This window comes from Bradyrhizobium monzae (genome assembly GCF_021458635.1).
Classification (GTDB): Bacteria; Pseudomonadota; Alphaproteobacteria; order Rhizobiales; family Xanthobacteraceae; genus Bradyrhizobium.
This window is the reverse complement of the sequence record NZ_JAIRDQ010000006.1, coordinates 241,179-263,812: the sequence shown is the minus strand read 5'-3', so window position 1 is coordinate 263,812 and position 22,634 is coordinate 241,179. Positions and strand designations below refer to the sequence as shown.

Here is a 22,634-nt window from a genome sequence, read left to right as displayed (position 1 = left end):
CGGACCGCGACGTCACTGCCAGAGTTCGGCGGTCGCGACCCGATTGATATCGGCGAGCCGCCGTTCGGCATCGCCGCGGAGGTCGAGGCTTGCCAGCAGCGTCAGCAGGCGTTGATAGGTGCTTTCCGCGACCTCGACCGGCAGCGGGGATTCGTCAAACGCCTCGACATAGCTGCCGGCAAGATTGCTGAGGAGACGGCATAGACCGCGCTGGGCGGGATCGTCCTGGCCGAGCGTGTCCAGCTTCTGCTGAAGGTTTTGGAAGGTCCGCAAACCGTGGTGCTGTTCGGAAAGCCACGCGTGCAGGTCGTTCATATGAGCTCCTTCGACTGAGAGAAGAAGCTATGGGTTTATACAGTGGGAATGTGACGTTTGCGAGGGAGAGGAGAGAGACGCAGCTATGCTGCGACAGTCGGCCTTCGCCAAGGCTTCGGCGGACACGCATCGCCCTTTCGGGGCATCGCATGGCCGCGCCACGCGAAGCCCATAGGGCGAAGCGTGGTGCCCCTGGCCGATAATCGACTAGTCGCATAACAAATTGAATTTGCGATACTTTTAGTCGTCGGCTGCCTCAGATACCGACAGGAATACCGACAAGATGATGGACGGGAGGCGTTCGCAAAAATTAATTTGCGAACGCTCTGCAGCACGCACAGTCTTGCAGTTCTTGCCTTCATAACCGCCGGCCGGAGTCGAACCCGGCTCAGACTCGAAAATCTTTAGGGAGGCAGGCGAGCGCTTACCACTGCGGTCGGCGAACGCAGAGAGTTGAAGTGCGTCTGCGAATCTCTCGGCTCGCGGTTGCCGTGAACTTGGCGCGGAAGATTGGAAGAGATGTCGGGGCCTCAGTTTTTGTGTGGGTTGGTAGCGCTCCCCCGCTACCAAATCGTACGATTTTGCGCGCCAGCCTACGATTTCCTGCGATCCCATACGCTCGTTGCATCTCGGACCAAGCAAAGTCGCGACGTTCACTTGCGTTGCGGCATGCCAGCCGGAACGATGGTTTGAACGATCGAGGTGTCCAGCGCTTCGTAATCGTGCAGTCCGATCGTCGCGTAGAGCTCGGCCCGCGTCTGCATCCGCTCGACGAGTTGATGCGTGCCGCCGTCGCGCGCAATCGCCGCGTAGAGCTCGGCCTGGGCCTTGTTGGCCACGCGCAGCGACGAGACTGGCCAGATCACCATAGCGTAGCCCATGGCCTCGAACTCCGCGGCCGTGAAGAACGGTGTCTTGCCGAACTCGGTCATGTTAGCGAGCAGGGGAACGCCTTGCATGCGCTGCGCGAAGGCGCGGAACATCTCGGCGGTGTTGAGCGCTTCCGGGAAGATCGCGTCCGCACCGGCGTCCATATAGAGCTTTGCGCGGGCGACCGCGCCGTCGAGGCCTTCGCTGGCGGCGGCGTCGGTCCTGGCGATGATCACGAGATCGCGCCGCGCTTTCGCCGCGGCCGAGACCTTCGCCGCCATGTCATGCGCGTCGGCAATCTTCTTGTCGTTGAGATGGCCGCACTTCTTCGGCAGGATCTGATCCTCGAGATGCAGCGCGCCCGCGCCGGCATCCTCGAAGACGCGCGTCGCATGCATCACGTTCAATGCCTCGCCATAGCCGGTGTCGGCGTCGACGAGCAGCGGCAGGCCCGATGCGCGGGTGATCTGGCGGACGAAGAAGGAAACCTCGTCCACGGTGATGATGCCGAGATCAGGCAGGCCCATCGAGGCCGTCATCGCCGCGCCCGAGAGATAAAGTGCGTCGAAGCCGGCCGCCTTGGCTTGCAGCGCCGCCATGCCGTTGTGCGCGCCCGGCAATTGCAGGATGCCGGGCTGCTTCAACAGCGCGCGAAAGCGCTGACCAGCAGATTCGCGCGGAAGGTCGGCGGCAACGAGATACGTCATCGTTCAGGACTCCAGGAATTATCAGGCGCTGCGCCGCGTCTGCGCGGCCGGCTTGGCGGTTCGGTAGAACACGTTGCCCTCGAACAGGCGTCGCGCGGTGCGATAGACCGCGCCGTGAATGGCGCGCGCCTTCGCTGGCTCGTCGGCATGTTCGACGGCGGCATCGACCACGGTCGTGCCGGAGGGATGGGCGATGGTGATCGGGCCATCGCCAGCGCGGGCCATCCGGTTCGCCAGCGTGCCCTTGATGCGCACCGCGATCGCAAGGCAGGTGGCGCCGGTGATCGGCACCGCGCGATGCGGCTGGCCGATCGAGATCATCCGGATGCCCAGCGACATTTCGGAGGGCTCCAGATGCCGGCCCGACAGCGTCGTCATCTGGCGCGGCGGCACGATCATCGCGACCTTGGGCACGCTCGGGATTTTTGTGGCCGCCGCAGCGTCAGGCGCGAGGCCCATCGCCACCGAGGCCGCACAACGTATCGCCTCCATCCGTGCGAGGAACACCGGATCGCTCTCGAGCGCGTCCGGCATCTCATCGCCCGCCTTGCCGAGCGAATCGGCGGCGACGAAGACGCAAGGATTGGCGGCGTCGACCATCGAGGCCTCGATCGTGCCGAGACCCGCGATCTCGAAATGATCGCAGGCGTGTCCGGTCGGCAGCAGGCGTCCGGTCCTTGTACCGCCGGGATTGACGAATTCGAGCCGCACCGGCGCGCCGTGTCCGCCGACGCCATCGATCGTCATGTCGCCGTCGATCTCGACTTCGCCATCGATCATCGGGAAGCGTGCGACGATGATCTTGCCGGTGTTGGTGTTGTGAATGCGCACGACGGCTTCGCCGTTCGCAGGCGCCTTCACCAGGCCTTCGCTGACGGCGAACGGGCCCATCGCCGAAGACATGTTGCCGCAATTGGCGCTGTAATCGACCGCGGCGCTCTTCACCTCGATCTGAGCGAACGTATAATCAATGTCGGCATCGGGGCGCGTCGGCGCGCCGACCACGCAGACCTTCGACAGCGACGACAGCCCGCCGCCCATGCCGTCGAGCTGCCGGCCGTTGGGGTCTGGCGAGCCCATCACCGACAGGAAGATCGGATCCCACAGCGCAGGATCCGCCGGCAGGTCCTTCCTGTTGAACACGACGGCCTTCGACGTGCCGCCGCGCATGAAAGTCGCCCTGAGCTTGTTCTGTGGCATCGGCTAATCCATTGCATACCGTTGTATACTTTGGATACCAGTGTATACATTCGTGGGATGGACTGCTACTCTTAATTCTATTCGGTGGACGCGGATGGCCGCGGGCCAGACAGGCGCCGCGGCGCCGAATATCTTGCGTCGTTCGTGGATGACGCGCGGCCTGCCGAACGAGATCGGGATGACTTCATGAACGACGAGATGGTGTTGCCGGACCGCACGAAGTTCGCATCGGCTGCCGACTATGCCTATGCGGCCCTGCGGCGTGAGATCGTCGAAGGGCGATTCGCCCCGGGACGGCGCATGCGCGAAGTCGAATTGGCGGAGCATCTCGGCATCAGCCGGACGCCCACGCGCCAGGCGCTGACGCGGCTCGAGCTCGAGGGCCTGCTCGATCTGCGCCCGCGCACCGGTCTTGTCGTGTCCATTCTCGACATGGATGCGGTCGAGGAACTCTACGAGATGCGCGCGGCGCTCGAAGGCACGGCCGCTTCGCTCGCCGCAAAACACGCCAGCCCGAAAGATCTCGCGACGCTCGCAAGGCTCATCGCGGAGGGCGAAAAGCTCGATCACGAGCCATTCAAGCTCTATCGGCATAATAGAGAATTGCACGACGCGATTCAGGTCGCCGCGCATAATCGCTATCTCGAAAAGAGCCTGTCTGCGCTGCAGGATGCGATCGCGCTGCTGGGGCCGACGACGTTGGCCGAGAAGGGCCGCTTCGCGGTCGCCCAGGCCGAGCATGCGGCGATCGTGCAGGCCATTACACAAAGAGAAGGCGTGTTGGCCGAGCGGCTGGCGCGCGCGCATGTCCTGAGCGCGCTCGAAACCCGCCGTGCGATCCTCGCAAAGGAGCGCGATCTGGAAACGCGCCACGAGCACGACGGCGCCTGATCGGACGTTGCGAGCGGGGCTGTCTCAGCCGCTCGCAACCGAGCTCGTCGAGCCAATCTTTTGCATCGATTTCCGTATCCGACTGTTTTCATGGAGATTTTCCTCGAAAACAGAGCCCTCTGAATTATCTTGCATTCCAGTGTATACATTAGTATCCATAAGAATACAGAAGCTCAGAAGGGAACGGAAATGCACGAAGAGTTCGATGTGATCGTCGTTGGCGCTGGCAACGCCGCATTGGCTGCGGCGGTCTCGGCGAAGGAAAACGGCGCAGATCGCGTCCTCGTTCTCGAGAAAGCTCCCCGCGAAATGCGCGGCGGCAACACGCATTGGAGCGGCGGCGTGCTGCGCTTCGCCTATGACGAGCCGCGCGAGATCGGCGCCCTGCTGCCCGGCGTCGAGGACGAGTTCGACAATTTTTACGACGGCATCTCGCCCTACACCCAGGAAGATTTCCACGGCGATCTGATGCGCGTCACCAACGGACGCACCGATCCGACGCTGTCGCGCCTGCTGGTGTCGAATTCGCAGGCGACGGTGCGCTGGATGAAGGACACCGGCGGCATCAAGATGGAGCCGGCGATCAGCCTGTCCGCCGTCAAGAAAGACAACGTCATGGTCTGGGCGCGCGGCCTCGTCGTGCGCGCTGCGCACGAGGGCGTCGGCCTGTCGCGCAGCTGGTTTTCGACCTGCGAGCGCATCGGCATCGAGGTTCGCTACGGCAACGCCGTCTCGGAGTTGCTGGTCGATGACAACGGCCGCGTCGTCGGCGTCAAGACCAAGGATGATGACGGCGTGCGCTCGATTGGCGCAAAGGCCATCGTGCTCGGCTGCGGCGGCTTCGAAGCCAACGTGCAGATGCGCACGCAGCATATCGGCCCGCTGGTCGGCGCAGCGAAGGTGCGCGGCACGCCGCACAATCAGGGCGACGGCCTGCGCATGGCGCTTGCCATCGGCGCCATGCCTTGGGGGCAGTGGAGCGGCTGCCATGCGACGCCGATCAGCGCGGACTGGGGCGATTTCGCGCCGCGCGAGATGACCGACCGCAGCAATCGCCTGTCCTACGTCTATTCGGTGATGATCAATCGCAAGGGCAAGCGCTTCGTCGACGAAGGCGAGGACGGCGCGCTCTTCACCTACGCAAAATTCGGCCGCGCGATTCTTGCCGAACCCGGCGCCAAGGCCTACCAGCTGTTCGACAGCAAGGTGGTTCACCTGCTCGAGCCGCGCTATTCGACCAGCGATCCGATCAAGGCCAATACGCTGGAGGAGCTGATCGCCCAGCTCGACATCGACGACAAGACGCAGGCGCTCAAGACCGTCCTGAACTTCAACGATCACGCGCGCGCGGCGGACGAAGGCTTCGATCCCACCAAGAAGGACGGCCTCTCGACCAAGGGCCTCGATCTCGAAAAGACCAACTGGGCGCTGCGGCTCGACAAGCCGCCTTACTACGCCTACAGCGCGACCGGCGGCATCACCTTCACCTTCGGCGGCCTGAAGATCAACGAGAATGCCGAGGTGATCGGCACTGACTGGCGTCCGATCAAGGGCCTGTACTGCTGCGGCGAGCTCGTCGGCGGCCTGTTCTACGACAATTATCCCGCCGGCACCGGCCTCGTCTCGGGCGCGACCTTCGGAAGAATTGCAGGTCGCAACGCAGCTGGCCAGCAGAGCGTGGCGCCGGCCAAAGCGGTGGCGGCGCAATGAGCGTCAGCGCCACGATGTCGGGCCTGGCGGAGCGGATCATTAGCTATGATCCGCAGCCGCGCGACGCGAAGGCTGCCGGACGCGTCAAGGCCGCGATCATCATGACGTTCGGCAAGACTTTGTCAGGTGCGTCGGCCGCTATCACGACGGCCTTGCTTGCGACATCAGGTGTCGCGGCGAGCGGCGGCTCCTCGCTCGTGTTCGGCACCGAACGGCGCACCAGCGCGGTCGCTGCCGCGCTCATCAACGCCACAGCGGTCGCCGCCGCATCCAAGTCGGTGCCCGACGCTGCGAATGCGGCCTTTGTCGTCGCGCTGTTCGCCCTCTGCGAGGAGCGTGGAAAAGCCGGTCAGGAGTTCATCGACGCGTTGATTGCAGGCGCCGAGATCTCGCGGTCACAGCCGTCGGCCGGCCAGCTTGGAGCTGCCGTGCTGGGCAGTGTCGCAGCGGCGGCCCGATTGCTCGGACTGAATCGTGCGAAGACTGCAGCTGCGCTGGTCATGGCGAGCGTGGCAAATGCCGGCAATCCTGCGGCAGGGCAAGGCGGAGTTGAAGCATTCCTGGTCGGTCAAAGCCTGAGCAATGCGCTGCTCGCCGCGTTGCTGGCCGAAGCGATGGACGAGGCGTCCTGCCAAGAGATGCTGAGCGGCGAACGGCTCGCTTCTGGCGATGACTCATCGGGACCGGAAGCGCTCGATCTCCTCGCGGTCCAATCGCCGCCGGGCGCCGATCTCTGGGATCAGTTCGATCAGGACGTTGGCGCCGTCCTGCCGCGCGATGACGTCGCTCCGCTGTTTGAGCGGCTCGAGACGATCGAGAAGGTGAAGGACCTCGCGACCGTTTCGCGTCTGTTGCAGGGCCGCGGCACGCGAGCGGCTCCGAAGAAGGTCGTCTTCGCGCCGCGCGGAACGCATGAGCCGGAGGAGACCAACTGGGTTCCCTAAGACCCGCGAATGAGGGCGATGGCGGCTTGGCCGCCATCGCAAGCAACAAGCATCACCTGACCAAAGCCGAGCCTGAAAACAAACGAGCAAGGCAGACAAGAGCAACATCTGGGGAGAGATTGGAATGAAGCGTTTTGAGTTGATTGCCGTCCTGGCTGCACTGGTCACCTGTTCCGGCGCCGCCTGGGCCGAAGACAGTGTCACGATTGGCGTGCACGCCAGCTTTTCCGGTGCCGGTGCCGCGTTCGCCGAAGGCATGCTCGCCGCCACCGATTTTGCCGCTGAAGACGTCAACAAGGACGGCGGCCTCGATGTCGGCGGCAAGCGCTACAAGATCCTGATCAAGCAATATGACGACCGCTACCGCGCCGCTGACGCGGTCACGGCGATGGATCGCCTGATGATTCAGGACGGCATTCATTTCGTGGTCGGCCCGATGGGCTCGGCTGCGGCGGTGGCGACCAAGGACCAGACTACATCAGGCAAAGTCATCACCATGACGCTCGCCTTCACGCCGCGGGCCCTCGGCGCTGACGCGCCGTTTGCCTACCGTCCGGTGATCACGACCGGCGAATTCTCCGACCCGCAGGTGGCGTGGCTGATGAAGAGCACGTCGGCGAAGCAGGTGGTTTCGCTGCTTCCCAATGATGAGACCGGGCAGCAGATCGGCGTGGCGAATTTTAACTCCTACGCCAAAGCCGGCGCGAAGCTGCAGGTCGAGTATTTCGAGCGCGAACGCGTCGACTTCGTCCCCATCCTTACCCGCCTCTTGATGAAAGCCGATGGCCTCGAGCTCGGCGGCAATTCGCCGACCACCGCCGGTCTCATCCTCAAGCAGGCCCGTGAATTGGGTTATCGCGGTCCGGTGTTTGTCACCGGCGGCGATGTCTCGGCCGAAATGCTGAAGGTCGCTGGCAAGGAAGCGGCCGAAGGGACCTATGTTCACCTGCCGATTGACACGGGCTTGCCGGATACGGCGGCTTACGTCGCCCGGTTCAAGGCCAAGTACGGGCAGAACATGAACGGCTTCAGCCCATTCTTCTACGTCGGCCTGCAGATGTTGTTCACGGCCATGAAGAAGGCGGGGTCCGTGGACGACACGACCAAGATCGCAACGACGCTGGATGGATTGTCCGATGTCCCGACCGCGATGGGCGAGGCGGGCTGGACCGGCGAGCAGAAATACGGAATCAAGCACCAGATCGATCTTCCGTTCTATGTCGGGCAGATCAAGGACGGCGTCGTCACGAAGGTTGCGACCTGCGACGTCAACGCGTGCAAGTGAGCGGTCGCTGAAACAGGCGGGGCGCTTTCCGCGCCTCGCCGCTACGATTGGAGGCGTCGTCCCGTGAGCATGGACATCATATTGGCCCAGACCGTCGTCAACGGGCTCATGGTAGGCATGATCTATGTGCTGATGGCCATCGGCTTCACCATGGTGTTCGGTATCATGCGCATCGTCAATTTCGCGCATGGTGAGTTCTACATGGTCGGCGCCTTCCTGTTCGCCATCCTCTATGGCAGCAACGAGATGCCGTTCGCGGTCAGTGTCCTGCTCGCCGTGGGCGCAACGGCTTTGCTTGGGCTCGCGATGGAACGGGTCGTGTTTCGCCGGTTTCGCGGCAACGAGATCAACGGCATGATTGCCTCCGTCGGCGTCGCCCTCATCATCCAGAACAGCGCGCTGCTGATGTGGGGATCGTCGGCACGCACTGTGCCGCCCGTCGTCTCGGGCGTTCTGTCCATCGGCGGGATCGTATTTCCATGGTCGCGGCTGGTCGTCATTATCGGTGCGATCCTCGCCGTGGTGTCGCTCAATCTGCTGGTCGTCCACACAAGGATCGGCCGCGCCATGCGGGCTGTGGCCCAGGACGCGGAGATTGCCCAGGTGCAGGGCATTCGCGTCGACGTCATCTTTCCCGCCGCGTTCGTGCTGGGCGTCAGCCTCGCAGCATTTGCCGGCGTCCTGATGGCGCCGGTGCTTTCGGTGTCGCCCTTTATCGGTCTGGCACCGACGTTGAAGGCCTTCGTCATCGTCGTCATCGGGGGACTCGGCAGCGTCCCCGGCGCGGTTGTGGGCGGATTGCTGATCGGCTTGATCGAGAGCTTCGCCGGAACGTTCGTCAGCGCCTCGTTGGCAGAGATTCTCCAGTTCCTGGTCGTGATCGCCGTCGTGCTGCTGCGCCCGCAAGGCTTGCTCGGCCGAAAGGAGCGTGAGGCGTGACCCTTCCAACCACCAAGCCTGTGCACCTTGTCGGGGTCGGCGTGGCAGTCGCCGTTGCCGTGCTGCTGCCCTGGTTCGCGCCGAACCAGTTCTATATTCATTTGGCGACAGTCGGCTGCATCAATCTCATGCTGGTGCTCGGCCTCGCCATCATTGCTCGGGCGGGGCAGCTCTCGATGGGCCATGGCGGCTTTGCGCTGGTCGGCGGCTACGTTTCGGCGCTGCTGTCGATGAAGGGCTGGCCGCCGCTGCTGACCCTGTTCGTCGCAGGACTGGTTGCGGCCGTCATCGCGGCTGCCCTTGGCTGGATCATCCTTCGTCTGCGCGGCGTCTATTTCGTGCTGGTGGCCTTTGCGTTTAGCCAGATCGCGGTGTTGCTCGCGCTGGACATGAGCTCGATCACCGGCGGCGCCAACGGGCTGGTGGGCGTGCCTCCGATCTCGATCGTCGGATATGTGCTTCGCGCCAAGCCGCAATTCTATCCCTTTGCGCTCGGCTGCGCGTTGGTGACGCTGCTTCTGACCTGGCTGCTGTATCGGTCGCCCCTGGGAACGATGATGGCGGCCACCGCCGAGAACCAGCGCCTCACCGAGTCCAGCGGCATCGATACGCATCGCGTCCAGGTGATCGCCTTTACCATCGGCTCCGGCATCGCGGGCTTTGCCGGTGCGTTGTCGACGCACTATCTCCGTTTCATCTCGCCGGATTCCTACACGTTCTGGGAGTCGGTCTCTTACCTGACCATGCTGGTGGTCGGCGGCCGCGACGGCGTGTTGGGTCCCGTGGTCGGCGTGCTTGTCCTCACGCCCTTGCCGGAATTGCTGCGATCCACCGAAGGATTGCAGCACATCATTTACGGAACGATGCTGGTCCTCTGCCTGATGTTCGTGCCGAACGGCCTGGCGAGCCTCGTCCACACCTGGCGCGCGCGCCAACACGTTGCACCGGCCAACGCAACGCGCGTGGTCGAGGAAGTGCCATGAGCATGCTCCAAGTCGATAGTTTGAAGCGGTCCTTCGGTGGCCTCGTTGCGGTCCGGACCGTCTCCTTCGATGTCAATGAGGGTGACTTTCTCGGCTTGATCGGCCCGAATGGCGCGGGCAAGACCACGTTGTTCAACGTGATCTCCGGCGTGTTGCGACCTTCGGCGGGAACGGTCCGGTTTCTGGGCCGCGACATCTCGGGGCAGCCGGCCAACCGCACGGTTCGCCAGGGGCTGTCGCGCACCTTCCAGGCCGCGACCATCTACCCTGAGGCGACGGTCATCGAAAACGCGGCGCGCGGGACGCTGGGCTCGAACCTGACCGGGCTGTGGGGAGGGTTTTTCTCGGGTAAGTGGCGAGCAGAGGCGGAAAATAGAGCGCTCCATGTGCTCGATTTGCTCGGGCTGACGCGCCGCGTAGGCTTGAAGGCGCGCGAGCTATCCTATGGTGAGCAGCGACGTCTCGGCGTCGCGATCGCGTTGGCCAGCGAACCCAGGCTGCTGATGCTGGATGAGCCCGTCGCCGGCCTCAATCCGGAGGAGGCGGCCGAGCTCGCCTCGGTTCTGCGTCGGGTGAAGGCGGAGCGCGGCGTGACGATGGTGATGGTCGAGCATCACATGCGCACCGTCATGGGCCTGTGCAATCGCGTCGTGGTGCTGGACCACGGTACGCTGATCGCGCAAGGAACGCCTGCGGAAGTCGTCTCGAACCCGGTCGTGATTGAGGCTTATCTCGGCAAGGAGGCGGTCCATGCTTGATGTGCGCGGGATCAGCGTCTGCTACGGTCCGCTCACAGCGGTCCGCAATTTGAGCCTGTCCGTCGCCGACGGGGCGATCGTGTCGCTCATCGGTTCGAACGGCGCGGGCAAGACCACCACGATGAAGGCGATTATCGGCCTCAAACCGGTGAGCGGCGGGGAGATCCATTTCGACGGCGAACGCATCGATGGCGTTTCTGCCTCCCAGCGTGTTGGGCGCGGGATCGCGCTGTCGCCGGAAGGGCGGCGCGTCTTCCCGCAGATGAGCGTGCTCGATAATCTGCTGGTGGGTGGCTACTCGCAGCGCGACAAGGCGCAGCAGAAGAAGACGCTGGACCAGATCTACGGATATTTCCCCCGTCTGGTGGAGCGGCGCAGCCAGATGGCGGGCTCGCTGTCGGGCGGCGAGCAACAGATGGTTGCCATCGGCCGCGCTCTGATGGCGCGGCCACGCCTATTGCTCCTCGATGAGCCATCGCTCGGGCTTGCTCCGATCATCGTCGACGAGATCGCGCGCATCATCGGCGAGATCAACCGCGATATCGGGATGTCGATCATCCTGGTGGAGCAGAATGCAAAGCTTGCCCTCAACCTCTGCCACGAGGCCTTCGTGCTGGAAACCGGCGCGGTCGCGCTGAGCGGGAAGGGCCAGGAGCTGCTCGCAAGCGACTATGTGCGCCGGGCCTATCTCGGTATCTGAACGTTCTCACTGTCTGGAAATTCCGGAGTTTTGACATGACTGGATCTTCGACCTTCGGCTTCATCGGTTTAGGCGTCATGGGTGAACCCATGTGCCGGCATCTCGTGCAGAAGACGAAGCAAAAGGTGCTGATCCACGACATTAACGCCGAACCGGTGGCCCGCCTGGTACAGGTTGGCGCAACCGATGTCGGGTCGGTATCCGCCGTCGCGAAGGCCGACATCGTTTTTATTTCGATGCCGAGCGGCGAGCACCTCAAGAAGATATGCGAGATGCCGGGTGGGTTGCTGGAGTCGGCGCGCGCCGGCCAAACCATCGTCGATCTCTCGACCAGCCCGCTGAAGCCGACCCGCGAGCTGGCCGCTGCCTTCGGCGCAAAGGGAGCCGACTATGCCGATGCGCCGGTTGCCCGGACGCGGGCGGCGGCCGAGGCGGGGACGCTTGCGATTTTCGTCGGCGCGACCGCTGGCGTTTTCGCGCGCATCGAACCGCTGCTGCGCTGCTTTGCCAGTGAGGTCACGCATTGCGGTGATGTCGGATCGGGCCAGGTGGTGAAGATCCTCAACAACATGGTCGTGGTCGGGACCGTGACTGCGCTGTGCGAAGCCGTCGCGATCGCAAACTCCGCGGGCGTGTCGACCGAGACCTTGTTTGATGCCTTTTCCAAGGGCTCAGCGGACAGCTTTGCGCTGCGCAATCATGGCTACAAGGCCGTTGCCGCGCGGGAGTTCCCCGAGCGCGTGTTCTCGACCGACTACATGCACAAGGACGTCTCCTATGCGCTCGACATGGCGAAGGACGCCGGGATCGAGGCGAGAGAAGCTGCGCTTGGCGCAAGCCTTCTGACCGAAGCGTCCCAGGCCGGTTTCGGCGCGAACTACTGGCCGGTCATCGTCAAGATCATCGAGCGCTCTTCGAAGTAGCGGTCAGGCGCCGGCGATCGGCTTGAACCAAAAAGACGAATAATCAAAGGGAGGGATTCGTGCGGGTGTTGGTGTTGACGATCGCGCTGCTTCTGTCGAACTGGAGTCTGGCGGCAGCGGAAAACTACCTCTCTCAGAGAATTACCGTCATCGCTCCGTTTGCTCCCGGCAGCGGGACCGATGGCGTTGCGCGCATCGTGTTCCAGCGGCTGTCGGAATTGCTGAAGACGACGATCGTGATCGACAATCGCGTCGGCGCCAACGGCGCGCTCGGCGCGATGGCGGCCGCACGTTCGGCGCCGGACGGATATACCCTGCTGGTTGGCGGAACGTCTACGCATGCCGCCAATCCCAGCATGCTGAAGTCGATCCAGTATGATCCCGTCGCCGATTTCGTGCCGATTTCGCAGTTCGGCCTGTTTCCTTATTTTCTGATCATCGATCCCAGCCTGCCCGTGAAGAGTGTTGGCGATCTCGTCGCGCTCGCGAAGAGCAAGCCCGGCTCGTTGACGTTCGGATACGCCAACGCGCTCGGGCAGCTCTCCGGCGAAGCATTCAAGCGAAGGGCGGGCATTGATATCGGCGCGGTGCCCTACCGGAATAGTCCGCAGGTCGTGACCGACATCATCGCACAGCGTGTCTCGATGACGTTCATGGACATGGCGCCCGCTGTTTCGCAGGTGGAAGCCGGGTCTGCCCGCGCGCTCGCAACGACGAATCTCGCTCGCGCCTCGCAGTTTCCTGAGATCCCGACCATGAAGGAGGGCGGCGTCCCGTTCATCAATATCTCCGCATGGACCGGCCTGTTCGCTCCCAAGGACACGCCGCCGGACGTCGTCGCAAAGCTCTCGGAGGGCGTGCGCGAGGTGTTGGCGGAGCCTGAGATCCAGAGCCGTCTCGCCGATATCGGCTTCGAGGTTCAGTGGATCGGGCCAGCCGACTTCGCTAAGCACGTCAAGGACGACATCGAATTGTGGGCCACGACAACGAAGGAAGCTGGCATCGAGCGCCAGTAGAGACCGACATGTCCGAGTATGAAATCTATGCGATCCGATACGCCAGGAAAGACGAGCGTCGCGCGTCGGAGAACTTCATCGACAGCAGCGGCGTACCTGATGCGCCGATGCCGCTGGATTTCTTTGTCTGGGCGCTGGTCGGCCCGAACGGCACCGTAATCGTCGATACCGGCTTCGACGAGACGGCAGGCAAGCCGCGCAACTACGCCGTGACGCGCCCGGTCGCCGAAGGCCTGAAGCAGATCGATATCAACCCGGACAGTGTCAAGGATGTCATCCTGACCCACGTGCATTGGGATCACGCCGGCAACCACGATTTGTTTCCGCAAGCGCGCTATCACGTGCAGGAGCGCGAGATGCATTTCTGCACCGGACGCTGCATGTGCGATGCCGCGCAGAACAAGGCCTACAACGCCGAGGACGTCAGCCATATCGTCCGGCGGAATTTTGAGGGGCGCGTGACCCTTCACGATCCCAATTCAGATTTCGACGACGGGATATCCTTGCACTGGCTTGGCGGCCATACCGCGGGACTTCAGGTCGTGAGGGTGAAGACGCGCCGCGGCTATGTCGTGCTGGCCTCGGACGCCTCGCACTATTACGCCAACATCCTGCGACGCCGGCCATTCCCGGTGTTGTTCGACACCAACCAGATGCTGAACGGTTTTGCGGTCATCGAGAAGCTGGCCGATAGCCCGTCGCACATCATTCCCGGTCACGACCGGCAGGTGCTCTCGCTGTTTCCCGCCGCCCGCGATGGGGTCGATGGAATCGCGCGATTGGACGCCGATCCCCTCGGAAACCCTGCCTAAGCACCAGCCGACGTCAGACACACCATCCACATCATTCGCCAGTTGCGGAGACAGCCGACCATGTCGAAGAAGTACGGAATTGCCATCGCCAACGAGACGGTCAGCGCAGCGAACCAGGAATGGTTCGCCGCCATCAACCCCTACAGCCGCGAGGAATGGGCGCAGGTCGCGCAGGCGACCCCCGCGCAGGTCGCTGACGCCATTGCGGCGGCGAGACGAGCCTATGATTCCGTCTGGAATAAGACCACGGGTCTTGCCCGCGCGAACTTGCTGAACAAGCTCGCCGATCTGCTCGATGCGCAGGCCGAGCGCATCGCCATCATGGAGAGCACCGACAACGGCAAGATCATCCGCGAGACGCACGGACAGATGCACTTTGCTGCGCGCGCCTATCGGTTTTTCGCGGGCTGTGCCGACAAGATCTTCGGCGACACCATCCCGCTCGACCAGCGCGACGTGTTCGACTTCACGCGCCGCGAGCCGATCGGCGTCGCCGTGCTCATTACTGCCTGGAATTCGCCGATGGGCCTGCTTGCCAACAAGCTCGCGCCGGCGCTTGCCGCCGGCAATTGCGTCGTCATCAAGCCGTCGGAGCATGCCTCGGTGACGACGCTGGAATTCGCCGAGCTGGTTCGCGAGGCGGGCTTCCCCGCCGGCGTCGTCAACGTCGTCACCGGCGATTACAGGACCGGGCAGGCGCTGCTCGCGAGCGGCCGGATTGACCGTGTCAGCTTCACGGGGAGCCCGAATGTCGGCCGCCAGATCGCGGCGGAAGCGGGCCGGTCGCTTGTCCCTGTGACGCTGGAGTTGGGCGGCAAATCTCCCAACATCATCTTCGAGGATGCCGATCTCGACAAGGCGACCGTCGGCGCACTCGCCGGGATTTTCGGCGCGACCGGGCAGACATGTATCGCCGGCTCGCGGCTGCTCGTGCAGCGATCGGTCCACGATGAGATCGTGAAGCGTCTCGTCGCTCGTGCGCACAAGATCAGGCTCGGCAATCCCCTCGACAAGACCACGGATATGGGGACGGTGGCGAATGAGCCGCAGTTCGCACGCATCCTCAAATGCATCGGCGACGCGCAAAAGGAAGGCGCAGTTCTCGCCTGTGGCGGCAAGCCCGCGACGGGCGATGGCCTCGGCAATGGCCTGTTCATCGAGCCGACCATCTTCACCGGCGTCGAGAACAAGATGGCGATTGCCCAGGAAGAGGTGTTCGGGCCCGTGCTCTCGATCATTCCCTTCGACACGGAAGATGAGGCGGTCGCGGTCGCCAACGACAGCAAGTATGGCCTCGCGTCCGGAATCTGGACGACGAACTTGTCGCGCGCCTTACGCGTGTCGCGGGCGGTCCACGCCGGAACGGTCTGGGTGAACACCTACCGGGCCTCCAGCGCGATGGCGCCGTTCGGCGGCTTCAAGGACTCCGGATTCGGCAAGGAGCGCGGCGTCGCGGCGCTGGATGAATTCCTGCAGACTAAGAACGTGATGATCGACTTTTCAAACGAAGAGCGTGATCCGTTCGCCCTCAAGCTGTGAGGTGCGCAGCCGCTGGTCGGCGCCACGACTCATCTCGCGAATAGAGCGGCGCGAATGCGCCGTCTCCAATCTCCAGAGCCGCAACCGGTCTTCTGGAGACTAGCGGCGGTCGATGAGATCGCCGGCGCCCTCAGGGCGTCCTCCCTCGACTTGGGCTCCGCGGCCGATCTGGCCTCGGAGCCCTTTTTCTTGGTTAGCCCGGCTGAGGACCCCTTCAGACAGAGGCGATTGCGCGATCGAGGCGGCCTCAGGCCTGACGAGGCCATCCGCATACGATAAAAAATGCATTATCTGAAGGCGATGAAGTGGTGGTGACTTGCTGCACCGCTCGGATTTTGCTGATTTTCGCCTATTTCCTCGCCCGCGCATGCGAAGATCGCTCAAACGAGGTGTTGACCGTCATCAAATAGAATGCATTATGCATTCTATGTTAGTCACAGAAGCCCAAGGCAAGGCTCTGCTCCGCAGCGCCGCCATCGCCACCCCTCCCAGTCAGGAATTGCGCTCCCTCGACGAAGCGAGGGCCTGTCGTCTCGCGCTCCCCGTGGCCGTGAAGGCGCAGGTTTCTGCCGGCGGCCGAGGTAAGGCCGGCGGCATTCGCAAGGCGAACTCGGCTGCCGAGCTCGAAACGGCCTTCGATGCGATCGTGGGAATGCGGTTCGCCGGCGAGGCGCCATCGTCCGTTCTGGTCGAGAGCTGGCTCGACATCGAGCGCGAACTCTATCTCGCCGTCGCGATCGACAGCCGGGTCGGCGGCTTCAATGTGCTCTATTCGCCGCGCGGCGGCGTCAACATCGAGGACGGGCCGCCGCCGCTGAGCTACCCGGTCGGGCTCGCCCGCAATTTTCGCGCTCATGCCTTCCGCGCACTGCTGGAGCCGGTCGAGAGCGATCCGAAGGTGCGCGAACGCGTCATCTCCACGGCGCGCCGGTTGCTCGAAATTGCGCAGGCGAACGAATGCACGACGGTCGAGATCAATCCGCTGGTCGTTGCCAAGGATGGCGCGTTGATCGCCGCGGACGCCAAGATCGTCCTCGATGAAGCGGCGGCCTTCCGCAAGGGCGCCACGGCATCCGCCATCGCAGCGTCGCGTGACAAGGCAGAGCGCGACATCCGCCTCTGCGAAGAAGCCAATCTGATGCTGGTCTGGCTCGACGGCGAGATCGGGCTGATCTCGGGCGGCGCAGGCATGACGATGGCCGCGATGGACGCGATCGATGGCGCCGGCGCGCAGCCGGCCTGCTTTCTCGATGTCAGCGGCAAACCAACGCCGGCGGGCTTTGGCCTCGCCTTCGATCTCCTCGATCGCGCGCCGAACGTAAAGGGCATTCTGGTGAGCATGTTCGGCGGCGGTCTGCACACCGATCGTGTCGCGAAAACGCTCGTCGAGCTTCTGGCGAGGCGGACCTCGGCGAAGCCGGTGACGCTGCGGTTGAACGGCACACGCAGCGATCTTGCCACCACCATCCTCCGTGAGGCCGGCCGTCAGAACCACGCGACGCTGGAGACGGCGGTCGCGGATATCGTCAAGAGAGTGGCGGGAGCGCAGTCATGAGCATTCTCCTCGATGCCGATGCCCGCGTCCTGATCGTCGGCATCACCGGCAAGTTCGGCACGTTCTCCGTAAAGGATCTCGCGCAAAGCCATACGAAGGTCGTTGCCGGCGTGGCTACGGGGCGTAGCGGCCAGACCATCGAAGGCGTTCCCGTGTTCTCCAGCGTTGCGGCCGCGATTGAGGAAACCCGCGCCAATGCGGCGCTGGTCTATGTGCCGGCCGTCGTTGCGCTCGATGCGGTGCTGGAGACGATCGAAGCCGGCTGCCCGCTGGTCGCCTATCCCGGCGACGGTCTACCGGTTCTGGACGCGATGGAAATGCGCGCAGCCGCGCTCGATCATGGTGCACATCTGGTCGGGCCGAACTCGCCCGGCCTGATCTCGCCTGGCAAGGCCAAGCTCGGCTTCATGCCCTCGTTCTGCTACGCGCCCGGTCCGATCGGTGTGATATCGCGCAGCGGCTCTCTGTCCTACGAAGCCTGCTTCCGCCTGTCCTCGGCCGGTCTCGGCCAGACCAGTGTCATCGGCATCGGCGGTGACCCCGTACGCGGCGTCAACGCGGCGGAAGCAATCGCGCTATTCCACGATGATCCGGAGACGCGCGCCATCATCTATCTCGGCGAGATCGGCGGCTCAGAGGAATATGCTGTCGCCGAATACGCCAAGCGGTCCGATGCAAAACCGTCGGCAGCTCTGCTGGTCGGCCGCACTGCGCCCGCCGGCAAGAAGATGGGACACGCCGCCGCGATGATCGGCTCTTACGCCGAAACCTGGATGGCCAAGGTCGAGGCGCTCGATCGCGCCGGTGTCGTGATCGCGCGTGATCTCGACGGCCTCGCCTCTGCCGCCGCTTCAGCGTTGGCCCGCGCCATGAAACCAGCAGCCTAGCAAAACTCAACTCGTACAGGAATTGGAGACGAACATGTCAGACGTGATGGAAAAGGAAAAAGAGGTCGGCCACGCCCCGGCGGAAGGCAAGATCACCGACGAAGCGATCGCGCAGGCGCGGGGCATGATTGGCCTTCAGCTCCGCCCGGAGGGACCGTATCTCCAGGACGCGACTGAAGATACCATCCGCAATTTCTGCAACGGCATCGGTGATCTCAATCCGCTCTATCGTGACTCCGAGCACGGCCGCCAGAGCCGCTATGGCACCAACGTCGCCCATCCGATGTTCCCGATGGCGTTCGGTTGGATCGGTCGTACCCGCTGGGGTCTTCCCGGCGTCCACGGCTTCTACGCGGGCAATGATTGGGAGCTGTTCCGCCATATCCGCTCGGGCGACCGCATCACCGCGATCGAGCGCGTGGTTGGCATCGAGGTCAAGGAGAGCAAATTCTCCGGCCGCCTCGTGTTGCAATATGTCGAGGCCACCTACTCCAACCAGCGCGGCGAAATGGTCGCCCGTGCGCTCGGCACCTGCACCCGCCACGAGCGCAAAGCGGCGCGCGACGCCGGTAAGTACAAGGACGTCAAGCCGTACGAATACACAGCCGAAGAATTCGCGGCGCTCGATGAGGCCATCCTGAAGGAGGACGAGCGGATTCGCGGCACGACGATGCGCTACTTCGAAGACGTCAACGAAGGCGATGAGTTGCCGCCGATCGTGCGTGGACCGCTCTCGCTGATGGACACGATGGGCTTCCTGGTGGGCTGTGGTCGCGGTCACACCCACGGCATCGTGCTGAAGTCCGCCGTCAAGCACCCGGGTCATTTCTTCCGCAATCCGGAGGCCGGCGGCGGGATCGAATATACCGGTATCGGGCATCACCGCGAATCCGTGGCCAAGGAAGTCGGCGTGCCCGGCACCTATGATTACGGTCCGCAGCGTTCGTCATGGCTCGCCAGCCTCGTCAGCAACTGGATGGGCGATGCCGCCTTCCTCAAGCGCGTGCGCACCGAGATGCGGCGCTTCAACACCATGGGCGACTCCACCTGGTGCAAGGGCAAGGTGAGTAAGAAGTACGTCAAGGATGGCTTTGCATTGGTCGATCTCGAGATCTGGGGTGAGAACCAGCGCGGCGAACTGACCACGCCGGGCCTTGCCACCGTGATGCTGCCCTCGCGCGACGTAAAGAACCGCGTGTTCTTCGACGGAGCGGGGCTCGAGCTGGAACTGCCGGCCGTCCGCTGAAGCCTGTTCGAGCCCGGACAAGAACCGAAGCGTGGTGCGCCACGCTTCGGACCCAACCAAGAACAACAAGAGGAAGCGTTGCCATGACGGACGAGGCTGCTGCGCCTCCGCTCGCAGGCGCCATTGCCGTCGAGATCTCGCGCGGTGTTGCGGCGACCCATGCCGGCCGGCTGCTCTGCACGCTCGGTGCCGAGACGGTTCTCGTCGAGCCGCCGCAAGGCCATCCGCTTCGCCGTGAGCCACCGTTGCTTCCACCGGCCTATGAAGCGAGTACGCTGTTCGCGTTTCTGGCCGCAGGCAAGAAAAGTATCACCTGCGATCTGACGAATCCGGCCGGCCGGGTGGAATTGTCCGCGCTGCTGGACGAGGCTGACGTCCTTATCCATGATCTTCGCCCTGATGAGCGTGTAAAGCTCGATCTGGACGAACAGACCCTCCGGGCGCGCTATCCTAGGCTGATCGATGTGTCAGTGTTGCCGTTCGGTGCCGTGGGACCGAAAGCGGACTGGCAGGCCGAAGAGATCAATCTGATCCATGCCTCCGGCGAGGGCTTTCTGTTGCCCAACGGTCTTGCGGCCGAACTCTTTCCCGAACGTCCGCCGCTGAAGGTCTACGGTCATTTCGCCGAATATCAGGGTGGCGTGGTCGCCGCATTGGGCGCGTTGTCCGCGCTGGTCGGCCGCGCGCAAGGCGGCGCGGAAAGCGTCGACGTCTCGATCCAGGATGCCGCGCTCGCGGTCGGCGCATTCGCGCTGCAGCGCTTCGGCGATGGCTCGCTGGAGCATCGCAGCACGCGCTCTTTCAAATACGGTGGCGTGCTGGAATGCGCCGACGGCTATGTCGAGCTGCTGACGCTCGAGGAGCGGCAGTGGGGCGGTCTGATCGAATTGATGGGACGTCCCGACTGGATGCTCGATCCCGCGCTGTCGGACTCGCTGGAGCGCAGCCGGCGCGGCACAGAGATCAACCGCGAGGTTCGGGCCTGGGCACTTGAACAACGGACCGCGGATGTCGTCGCGCGGGCCCAGGCGCTGGGTGTTCCCATGGCGAAATATGCCAGACCCGCCGAGGTGCTGTCCGACCCGCATGAGGCGGCGCGGCATTTGTTTCAGCCGGTCGAGATTCCGGGCGCAGGTCGTCTGCCGGTGTTGTCGACGCCTTTTCATCTCGACGGCACAGCGCTGCCCTTGCGCGCGGGGCCGCCCCGGCTGGGTGAACATCAGAACTTGCTAATGGCCAGGCGCCATCGCGAACGGCCGGCAATTGTCGCGGAGGCCTCATGAAGCCGCTTGCCGGAGTCCGCATCGCCGATTTCACCCTGCACGCCGCAGGGCCGTTCTGTACCCACATGCTGTCGCAGCTCGGCGCGGAATGCATCAAGATCGAAAGTGCCGCACGGCCGGATATCTTCCGCAAGCCGCACCCGGTCTATGGCCGGATGGGGCCTGCGAGTTTCGATCAGGTTGCGTCCAACAAGCTGTCGGTGCGTATCAATCTGAAGGATGCCAAGGGCATCGCACTGGCCAAGAAGCTCGTCGGCGTCAGTGACCTTGTCTGCGAGAGCTTTCGGCCCGGCGTAATGGAGCGGCTCGGCCTCGGTTATGATGAGATCGCCGCGCTGAAGCCGTCCGTGGTGATGGTGTCGGTGTCGTCCTCGGGGCAGAGCGGGCCGGATTCGCATTTCGCCGGATACGCGCCACTGTTCGGTGCCTGGGGCGCGCTCGGCTATCTCACCGGCTATGAGGACGGGCCGCCGATCGAGATGCGCCACGCAATGGATCACAGCGTCGGCATGAACGCCGCCATGGCCGCGGTCGCCGCGGTCTATCGGTTGCGCCAGACCGGGCGCGGTGGACATGTCGATATAAGCGCGCGCGAGGTGGCCTGTTCGCTGGTCGGCGAAGCCTTGCTGTTTGCCGCCGCGGGAGGCGAGCCCGCGCGTATCGGCAATGACCATCTGCGCATGGCGCCGCATGGCGTGTTCCGAACCCGCGAAGAGGATCGCTGGCTGACCATTGCCGTCAGGACCGACGACGAATGGCGGCGCCTGGCGAAGCTGATCGATGCGCCGCATCTGCTGTCCGATCCCCGGTTCGAGACCGAGGCTAACAGGCACACGCACCGGCGGGTGCTGTATGGCGAGATCGAGCATTGGACGATGACGCACGAGGCCGGTGAAGCCGAGCGGAAGCTCCAGGCCGCCGGAATTGCCGCGCATATCTCCTGCAACATGAAGGACATCGCGCATGATCGGCATCTGCGCGAGCGCGGGACCGTCGTCGACGTCGAGGATACGACCGGACGGGAGCGCGCTGCGCTGAAGGCGCCGATCCGCTTCTCGAAATCGGAGGTCGGCATGACGCGCGGGACGCCGCGCCTCGGCGAGGACGAGGACTACGTGTTCGGCGAGCTGCTCGGCCTCAGCCGCGAGGACCGCGACGTGCTGATCGACCAGCAGGTGATTTACTGAACGCTTGAAGTGGAGTTGCCGTCATGAGCGAGAGCGCGACATTGGCTGACGAGGACTGGCAGGCCTGGGTCGGTCGCAAGGAAACGATCCGCGAGCGCATTGCGCCGGATCGCGTCGCTGCGCTGGCCGCCACGCTCGGCGTGGAAGGGCATCACGCGCTGGGTGCCGCCTTGCCGCCGGGCTGGCACTGGATTTTCTTCAACCGCTTCGTGCCGCGGCAGGAGTTGGGAACGGATGGACATCCCAAGCGCGGCGGATTCCTGCCGCCGGTCTCGCTGCCGCGTCGGATGTGGGCCGGTGGGCGGCTCACTTACCACAAGCCGCTGACCGTCGGTGGCGAAGGCGTGCGCGAGAGCACGATCCTGAAGGTCGAAGCCAAATCCGGCCGTGCCGGCAGGCTGGTGTTCGTCACCGTCAGCCACAGCATTGCCTGCGATAGTGCGCCATGCATCACCGAGGAGCAGGACATCGTCTATCGCGAGGCGGCCGCGCCGGGATCTCCTGGGCCTGCGGCGGCGCCCTCTCCGCAGGATGGCGCGTGGTCCGAAGAGTTTCGCCCCGATACCGTGCTGCTGTTCCGCTATTCGTCGCTGACGTCGAACGGCCATCGCATCCACTACGACCAGGCCTACGCACAGTCGGAAGAGAATTACCCCGATCTCGTCGTGCACGGACCGCTGACGGCGACGTTGCTACAAGGCTTTGCGGAGCGGCACGCCGGTAAGCCGCTCAGATTCTTCGAATTCAGGGGTGTCTCGCCGCTGTTCGTGAGCTCGCCGTTCCGCCTGGAAGGAAAGGGGGACGGGCGCGCGCTCGACCTTTGGGCCAGCGGGGCGAGCGGCGCACTCGCGATGCGGGCCGCAGCAGAAGTCTGAGAATATCGG

Annotated in this window: 21 protein-coding genes; 18 read left to right on the top strand and 3 right to left on the bottom strand. The window is 63.9% G+C overall.

What is annotated here, in order from left to right; genetic code table 11:
• Window positions 1-12: 12 nt before the first annotated feature.
• The 3 genes from K3F49_RS23075 to K3F49_RS23065 all read right to left on the bottom strand — a co-directional run bounded on the left by K3F49_RS23075 (window position 13) and on the right by K3F49_RS23065 (window position 3,092).
• Window positions 13-315: a hypothetical protein gene (locus K3F49_RS23075; RefSeq protein ID WP_234683244.1), complete on the bottom strand. Its 303-nt coding sequence runs from the start codon at window positions 313-315 to the stop codon at window positions 13-15.
• Between the two features lie 653 nt (window positions 316-968).
• Window positions 969-1,892, bottom strand: coding sequence for a methylisocitrate lyase (gene prpB / locus K3F49_RS23070; protein ID WP_234683243.1), 924 nt, complete (start codon window positions 1,890-1,892; stop codon window positions 969-971).
• Window positions 1,893-1,913: 21 nt separating this feature from the next.
• Window positions 1,914-3,092: a 2-methylaconitate cis-trans isomerase PrpF family protein gene (locus K3F49_RS23065; RefSeq protein ID WP_234683242.1), complete on the bottom strand. Its 1,179-nt coding sequence runs from the start codon at window positions 3,090-3,092 to the stop codon at window positions 1,914-1,916.
• 186 nt (window positions 3,093-3,278) lie between these two features.
• Here K3F49_RS23065 and K3F49_RS23060 point away from each other — a divergent pair, with 186 nt between their 5' ends.
• From K3F49_RS23060 to K3F49_RS22975, 18 genes are all read left to right on the top strand, one after another.
• Entirely contained in the window at window positions 3,279-3,983 is a 705-nt protein-coding gene (locus K3F49_RS23060) for a GntR family transcriptional regulator (RefSeq protein ID WP_234683241.1), read from the top strand.
• Between the two features lie 189 nt (window positions 3,984-4,172).
• Complete coding sequence (tcuA, locus tag K3F49_RS23055; protein WP_234683240.1) at window positions 4,173-5,693, top strand: FAD-dependent tricarballylate dehydrogenase TcuA; 1,521 nt, start codon at window positions 4,173-4,175, stop codon at window positions 5,691-5,693.
• Window positions 5,690-6,637 carry an MmgE/PrpD family protein gene (locus K3F49_RS23050; protein WP_234683239.1) on the top strand — a complete coding sequence of 316 codons (948 nt, stop codon included), beginning with the start codon at window positions 5,690-5,692 and terminating at the stop codon, window positions 6,635-6,637. The genes tcuA and K3F49_RS23050 overlap by 4 nt, the downstream gene beginning before the upstream one ends.
• Before the next feature lie 124 nt (window positions 6,638-6,761).
• Window positions 6,762-7,922 carry an ABC transporter substrate-binding protein gene (locus tag K3F49_RS23045; RefSeq protein ID WP_234683238.1) on the top strand — a complete coding sequence of 387 codons (1,161 nt, stop codon included), beginning with the start codon at window positions 6,762-6,764 and terminating at the stop codon, window positions 7,920-7,922.
• Window positions 7,923-7,991: 69 nt separating this feature from the next.
• Complete coding sequence (locus K3F49_RS23040; RefSeq protein WP_234683462.1) at window positions 7,992-8,861, top strand: branched-chain amino acid ABC transporter permease; 870 nt, start codon at window positions 7,992-7,994, stop codon at window positions 8,859-8,861.
• Complete coding sequence (locus K3F49_RS23035) at window positions 8,858-9,844, top strand: branched-chain amino acid ABC transporter permease (protein ID WP_234683237.1); 987 nt, start codon at window positions 8,858-8,860, stop codon at window positions 9,842-9,844. Before K3F49_RS23040 ends, K3F49_RS23035 begins: the two co-directional genes overlap by 4 nt.
• A complete protein-coding gene (locus K3F49_RS23030; RefSeq protein ID WP_234683236.1) occupies window positions 9,841-10,602 on the top strand; it encodes an ABC transporter ATP-binding protein in 762 nt (253 codons plus the stop codon). Before K3F49_RS23035 ends, K3F49_RS23030 begins: the two co-directional genes overlap by 4 nt.
• The gene (locus K3F49_RS23025; RefSeq protein WP_234683235.1) at window positions 10,595-11,302 is read left to right on the top strand and encodes an ABC transporter ATP-binding protein; all 708 of its coding nucleotides are present in this window, start codon (window positions 10,595-10,597) and stop codon (window positions 11,300-11,302) included. The genes K3F49_RS23030 and K3F49_RS23025 overlap by 8 nt, the downstream gene beginning before the upstream one ends.
• Before the next feature lie 35 nt (window positions 11,303-11,337).
• Window positions 11,338-12,225 carry an NAD(P)-dependent oxidoreductase gene (locus K3F49_RS23020; RefSeq protein WP_234683234.1) on the top strand — a complete coding sequence of 296 codons (888 nt, stop codon included), beginning with the start codon at window positions 11,338-11,340 and terminating at the stop codon, window positions 12,223-12,225.
• 59 nt (window positions 12,226-12,284) lie between these two features.
• Window positions 12,285-13,241 carry a Bug family tripartite tricarboxylate transporter substrate binding protein gene (locus K3F49_RS23015; protein ID WP_234683233.1) on the top strand — a complete coding sequence of 319 codons (957 nt, stop codon included), beginning with the start codon at window positions 12,285-12,287 and terminating at the stop codon, window positions 13,239-13,241.
• 8 nt (window positions 13,242-13,249) lie between these two features.
• Window positions 13,250-14,053 carry an N-acyl homoserine lactonase family protein gene (locus K3F49_RS23010; RefSeq protein WP_234683232.1) on the top strand — a complete coding sequence of 268 codons (804 nt, stop codon included), beginning with the start codon at window positions 13,250-13,252 and terminating at the stop codon, window positions 14,051-14,053.
• Window positions 14,054-14,113: 60 nt separating this feature from the next.
• Window positions 14,114-15,592 (top strand): aldehyde dehydrogenase, encoded by a 1,479-nt coding sequence (locus K3F49_RS23005; protein WP_234683231.1) that lies wholly within the window; start codon window positions 14,114-14,116, stop codon window positions 15,590-15,592.
• Between the two features lie 427 nt (window positions 15,593-16,019).
• Window positions 16,020-17,147 carry an ATP-grasp domain-containing protein gene (locus K3F49_RS23000; RefSeq protein ID WP_234683230.1) on the top strand — a complete coding sequence of 376 codons (1,128 nt, stop codon included), beginning with the start codon at window positions 16,020-16,022 and terminating at the stop codon, window positions 17,145-17,147.
• A complete protein-coding gene (locus K3F49_RS22995; protein ID WP_234683229.1) occupies window positions 17,144-18,034 on the top strand; it encodes a succinate--CoA ligase subunit alpha in 891 nt (296 codons plus the stop codon). The genes K3F49_RS23000 and K3F49_RS22995 overlap by 4 nt, the downstream gene beginning before the upstream one ends.
• Window positions 18,035-18,068: 34 nt before the next feature.
• A complete protein-coding gene (locus K3F49_RS22990; RefSeq protein WP_234683228.1) occupies window positions 18,069-19,280 on the top strand; it encodes an FAS1-like dehydratase domain-containing protein in 1,212 nt (403 codons plus the stop codon).
• A gap of 83 nt (window positions 19,281-19,363) precedes the next feature.
• On the top strand, window positions 19,364-20,563 hold the full coding sequence (locus K3F49_RS22985; protein ID WP_234683227.1) for a CaiB/BaiF CoA transferase family protein: 1,200 nt from the start codon (window positions 19,364-19,366) through the stop codon (window positions 20,561-20,563).
• Window positions 20,560-21,750, top strand: coding sequence for a CaiB/BaiF CoA transferase family protein (locus tag K3F49_RS22980; protein ID WP_234683226.1), 1,191 nt, complete (start codon window positions 20,560-20,562; stop codon window positions 21,748-21,750). The genes K3F49_RS22985 and K3F49_RS22980 overlap by 4 nt, the downstream gene beginning before the upstream one ends.
• Before the next feature lie 23 nt (window positions 21,751-21,773).
• Window positions 21,774-22,625, top strand: coding sequence for an FAS1-like dehydratase domain-containing protein (locus K3F49_RS22975; RefSeq protein WP_234683225.1), 852 nt, complete (start codon window positions 21,774-21,776; stop codon window positions 22,623-22,625).
• The last annotated feature ends 9 nt before the right edge of the window (window positions 22,626-22,634 follow it).

What these genes read in the sequence shown, in the direction of transcription:
- K3F49_RS23075 (WP_234683244.1), bottom strand. Translation starts at nt 315, where the DNA reads ATGAACGACCTGCACGCGTGGCTTTCCGAACAGCACCACGGTTTGCGG.
- prpB (WP_234683243.1), bottom strand. Translation starts at nt 1,892, where the DNA reads ATGACGTATCTCGTTGCCGCCGACCTTCCGCGCGAATCTGCTGGTCAG.
- K3F49_RS23065 (WP_234683242.1), bottom strand. Translation starts at nt 3,092, where the DNA reads ATGCCACAGAACAAGCTCAGGGCGACTTTCATGCGCGGCGGCACGTCG.
- K3F49_RS23060 (WP_234683241.1), top strand. Translation starts at nt 3,279, where the DNA reads ATGAACGACGAGATGGTGTTGCCGGACCGCACGAAGTTCGCATCGGCT.
- tcuA (WP_234683240.1), top strand. Translation starts at nt 4,173, where the DNA reads ATGCACGAAGAGTTCGATGTGATCGTCGTTGGCGCTGGCAACGCCGCA.
- K3F49_RS23050 (WP_234683239.1), top strand. Translation starts at nt 5,690, where the DNA reads ATGAGCGTCAGCGCCACGATGTCGGGCCTGGCGGAGCGGATCATTAGC.
- K3F49_RS23045 (WP_234683238.1), top strand. Translation starts at nt 6,762, where the DNA reads ATGAAGCGTTTTGAGTTGATTGCCGTCCTGGCTGCACTGGTCACCTGT.
- K3F49_RS23040 (WP_234683462.1), top strand. Translation starts at nt 7,992, where the DNA reads ATGGACATCATATTGGCCCAGACCGTCGTCAACGGGCTCATGGTAGGC.
- K3F49_RS23030 (WP_234683236.1), top strand. Translation starts at nt 9,841, where the DNA reads ATGAGCATGCTCCAAGTCGATAGTTTGAAGCGGTCCTTCGGTGGCCTC.
- K3F49_RS23025 (WP_234683235.1), top strand. Translation starts at nt 10,595, where the DNA reads ATGCTTGATGTGCGCGGGATCAGCGTCTGCTACGGTCCGCTCACAGCG.
- K3F49_RS23020 (WP_234683234.1), top strand. Translation starts at nt 11,338, where the DNA reads ATGACTGGATCTTCGACCTTCGGCTTCATCGGTTTAGGCGTCATGGGT.
- K3F49_RS23010 (WP_234683232.1), top strand. Translation starts at nt 13,250, where the DNA reads ATGTCCGAGTATGAAATCTATGCGATCCGATACGCCAGGAAAGACGAG.
- K3F49_RS23005 (WP_234683231.1), top strand. Translation starts at nt 14,114, where the DNA reads ATGTCGAAGAAGTACGGAATTGCCATCGCCAACGAGACGGTCAGCGCA.
- K3F49_RS23000 (WP_234683230.1), top strand. Translation starts at nt 16,020, where the DNA reads ATGTTAGTCACAGAAGCCCAAGGCAAGGCTCTGCTCCGCAGCGCCGCC.
- K3F49_RS22995 (WP_234683229.1), top strand. Translation starts at nt 17,144, where the DNA reads ATGAGCATTCTCCTCGATGCCGATGCCCGCGTCCTGATCGTCGGCATC.
- K3F49_RS22990 (WP_234683228.1), top strand. Translation starts at nt 18,069, where the DNA reads ATGTCAGACGTGATGGAAAAGGAAAAAGAGGTCGGCCACGCCCCGGCG.
- K3F49_RS22985 (WP_234683227.1), top strand. Translation starts at nt 19,364, where the DNA reads ATGACGGACGAGGCTGCTGCGCCTCCGCTCGCAGGCGCCATTGCCGTC.
- K3F49_RS22980 (WP_234683226.1), top strand. Translation starts at nt 20,560, where the DNA reads ATGAAGCCGCTTGCCGGAGTCCGCATCGCCGATTTCACCCTGCACGCC.
- K3F49_RS22975 (WP_234683225.1), top strand. Translation starts at nt 21,774, where the DNA reads ATGAGCGAGAGCGCGACATTGGCTGACGAGGACTGGCAGGCCTGGGTC.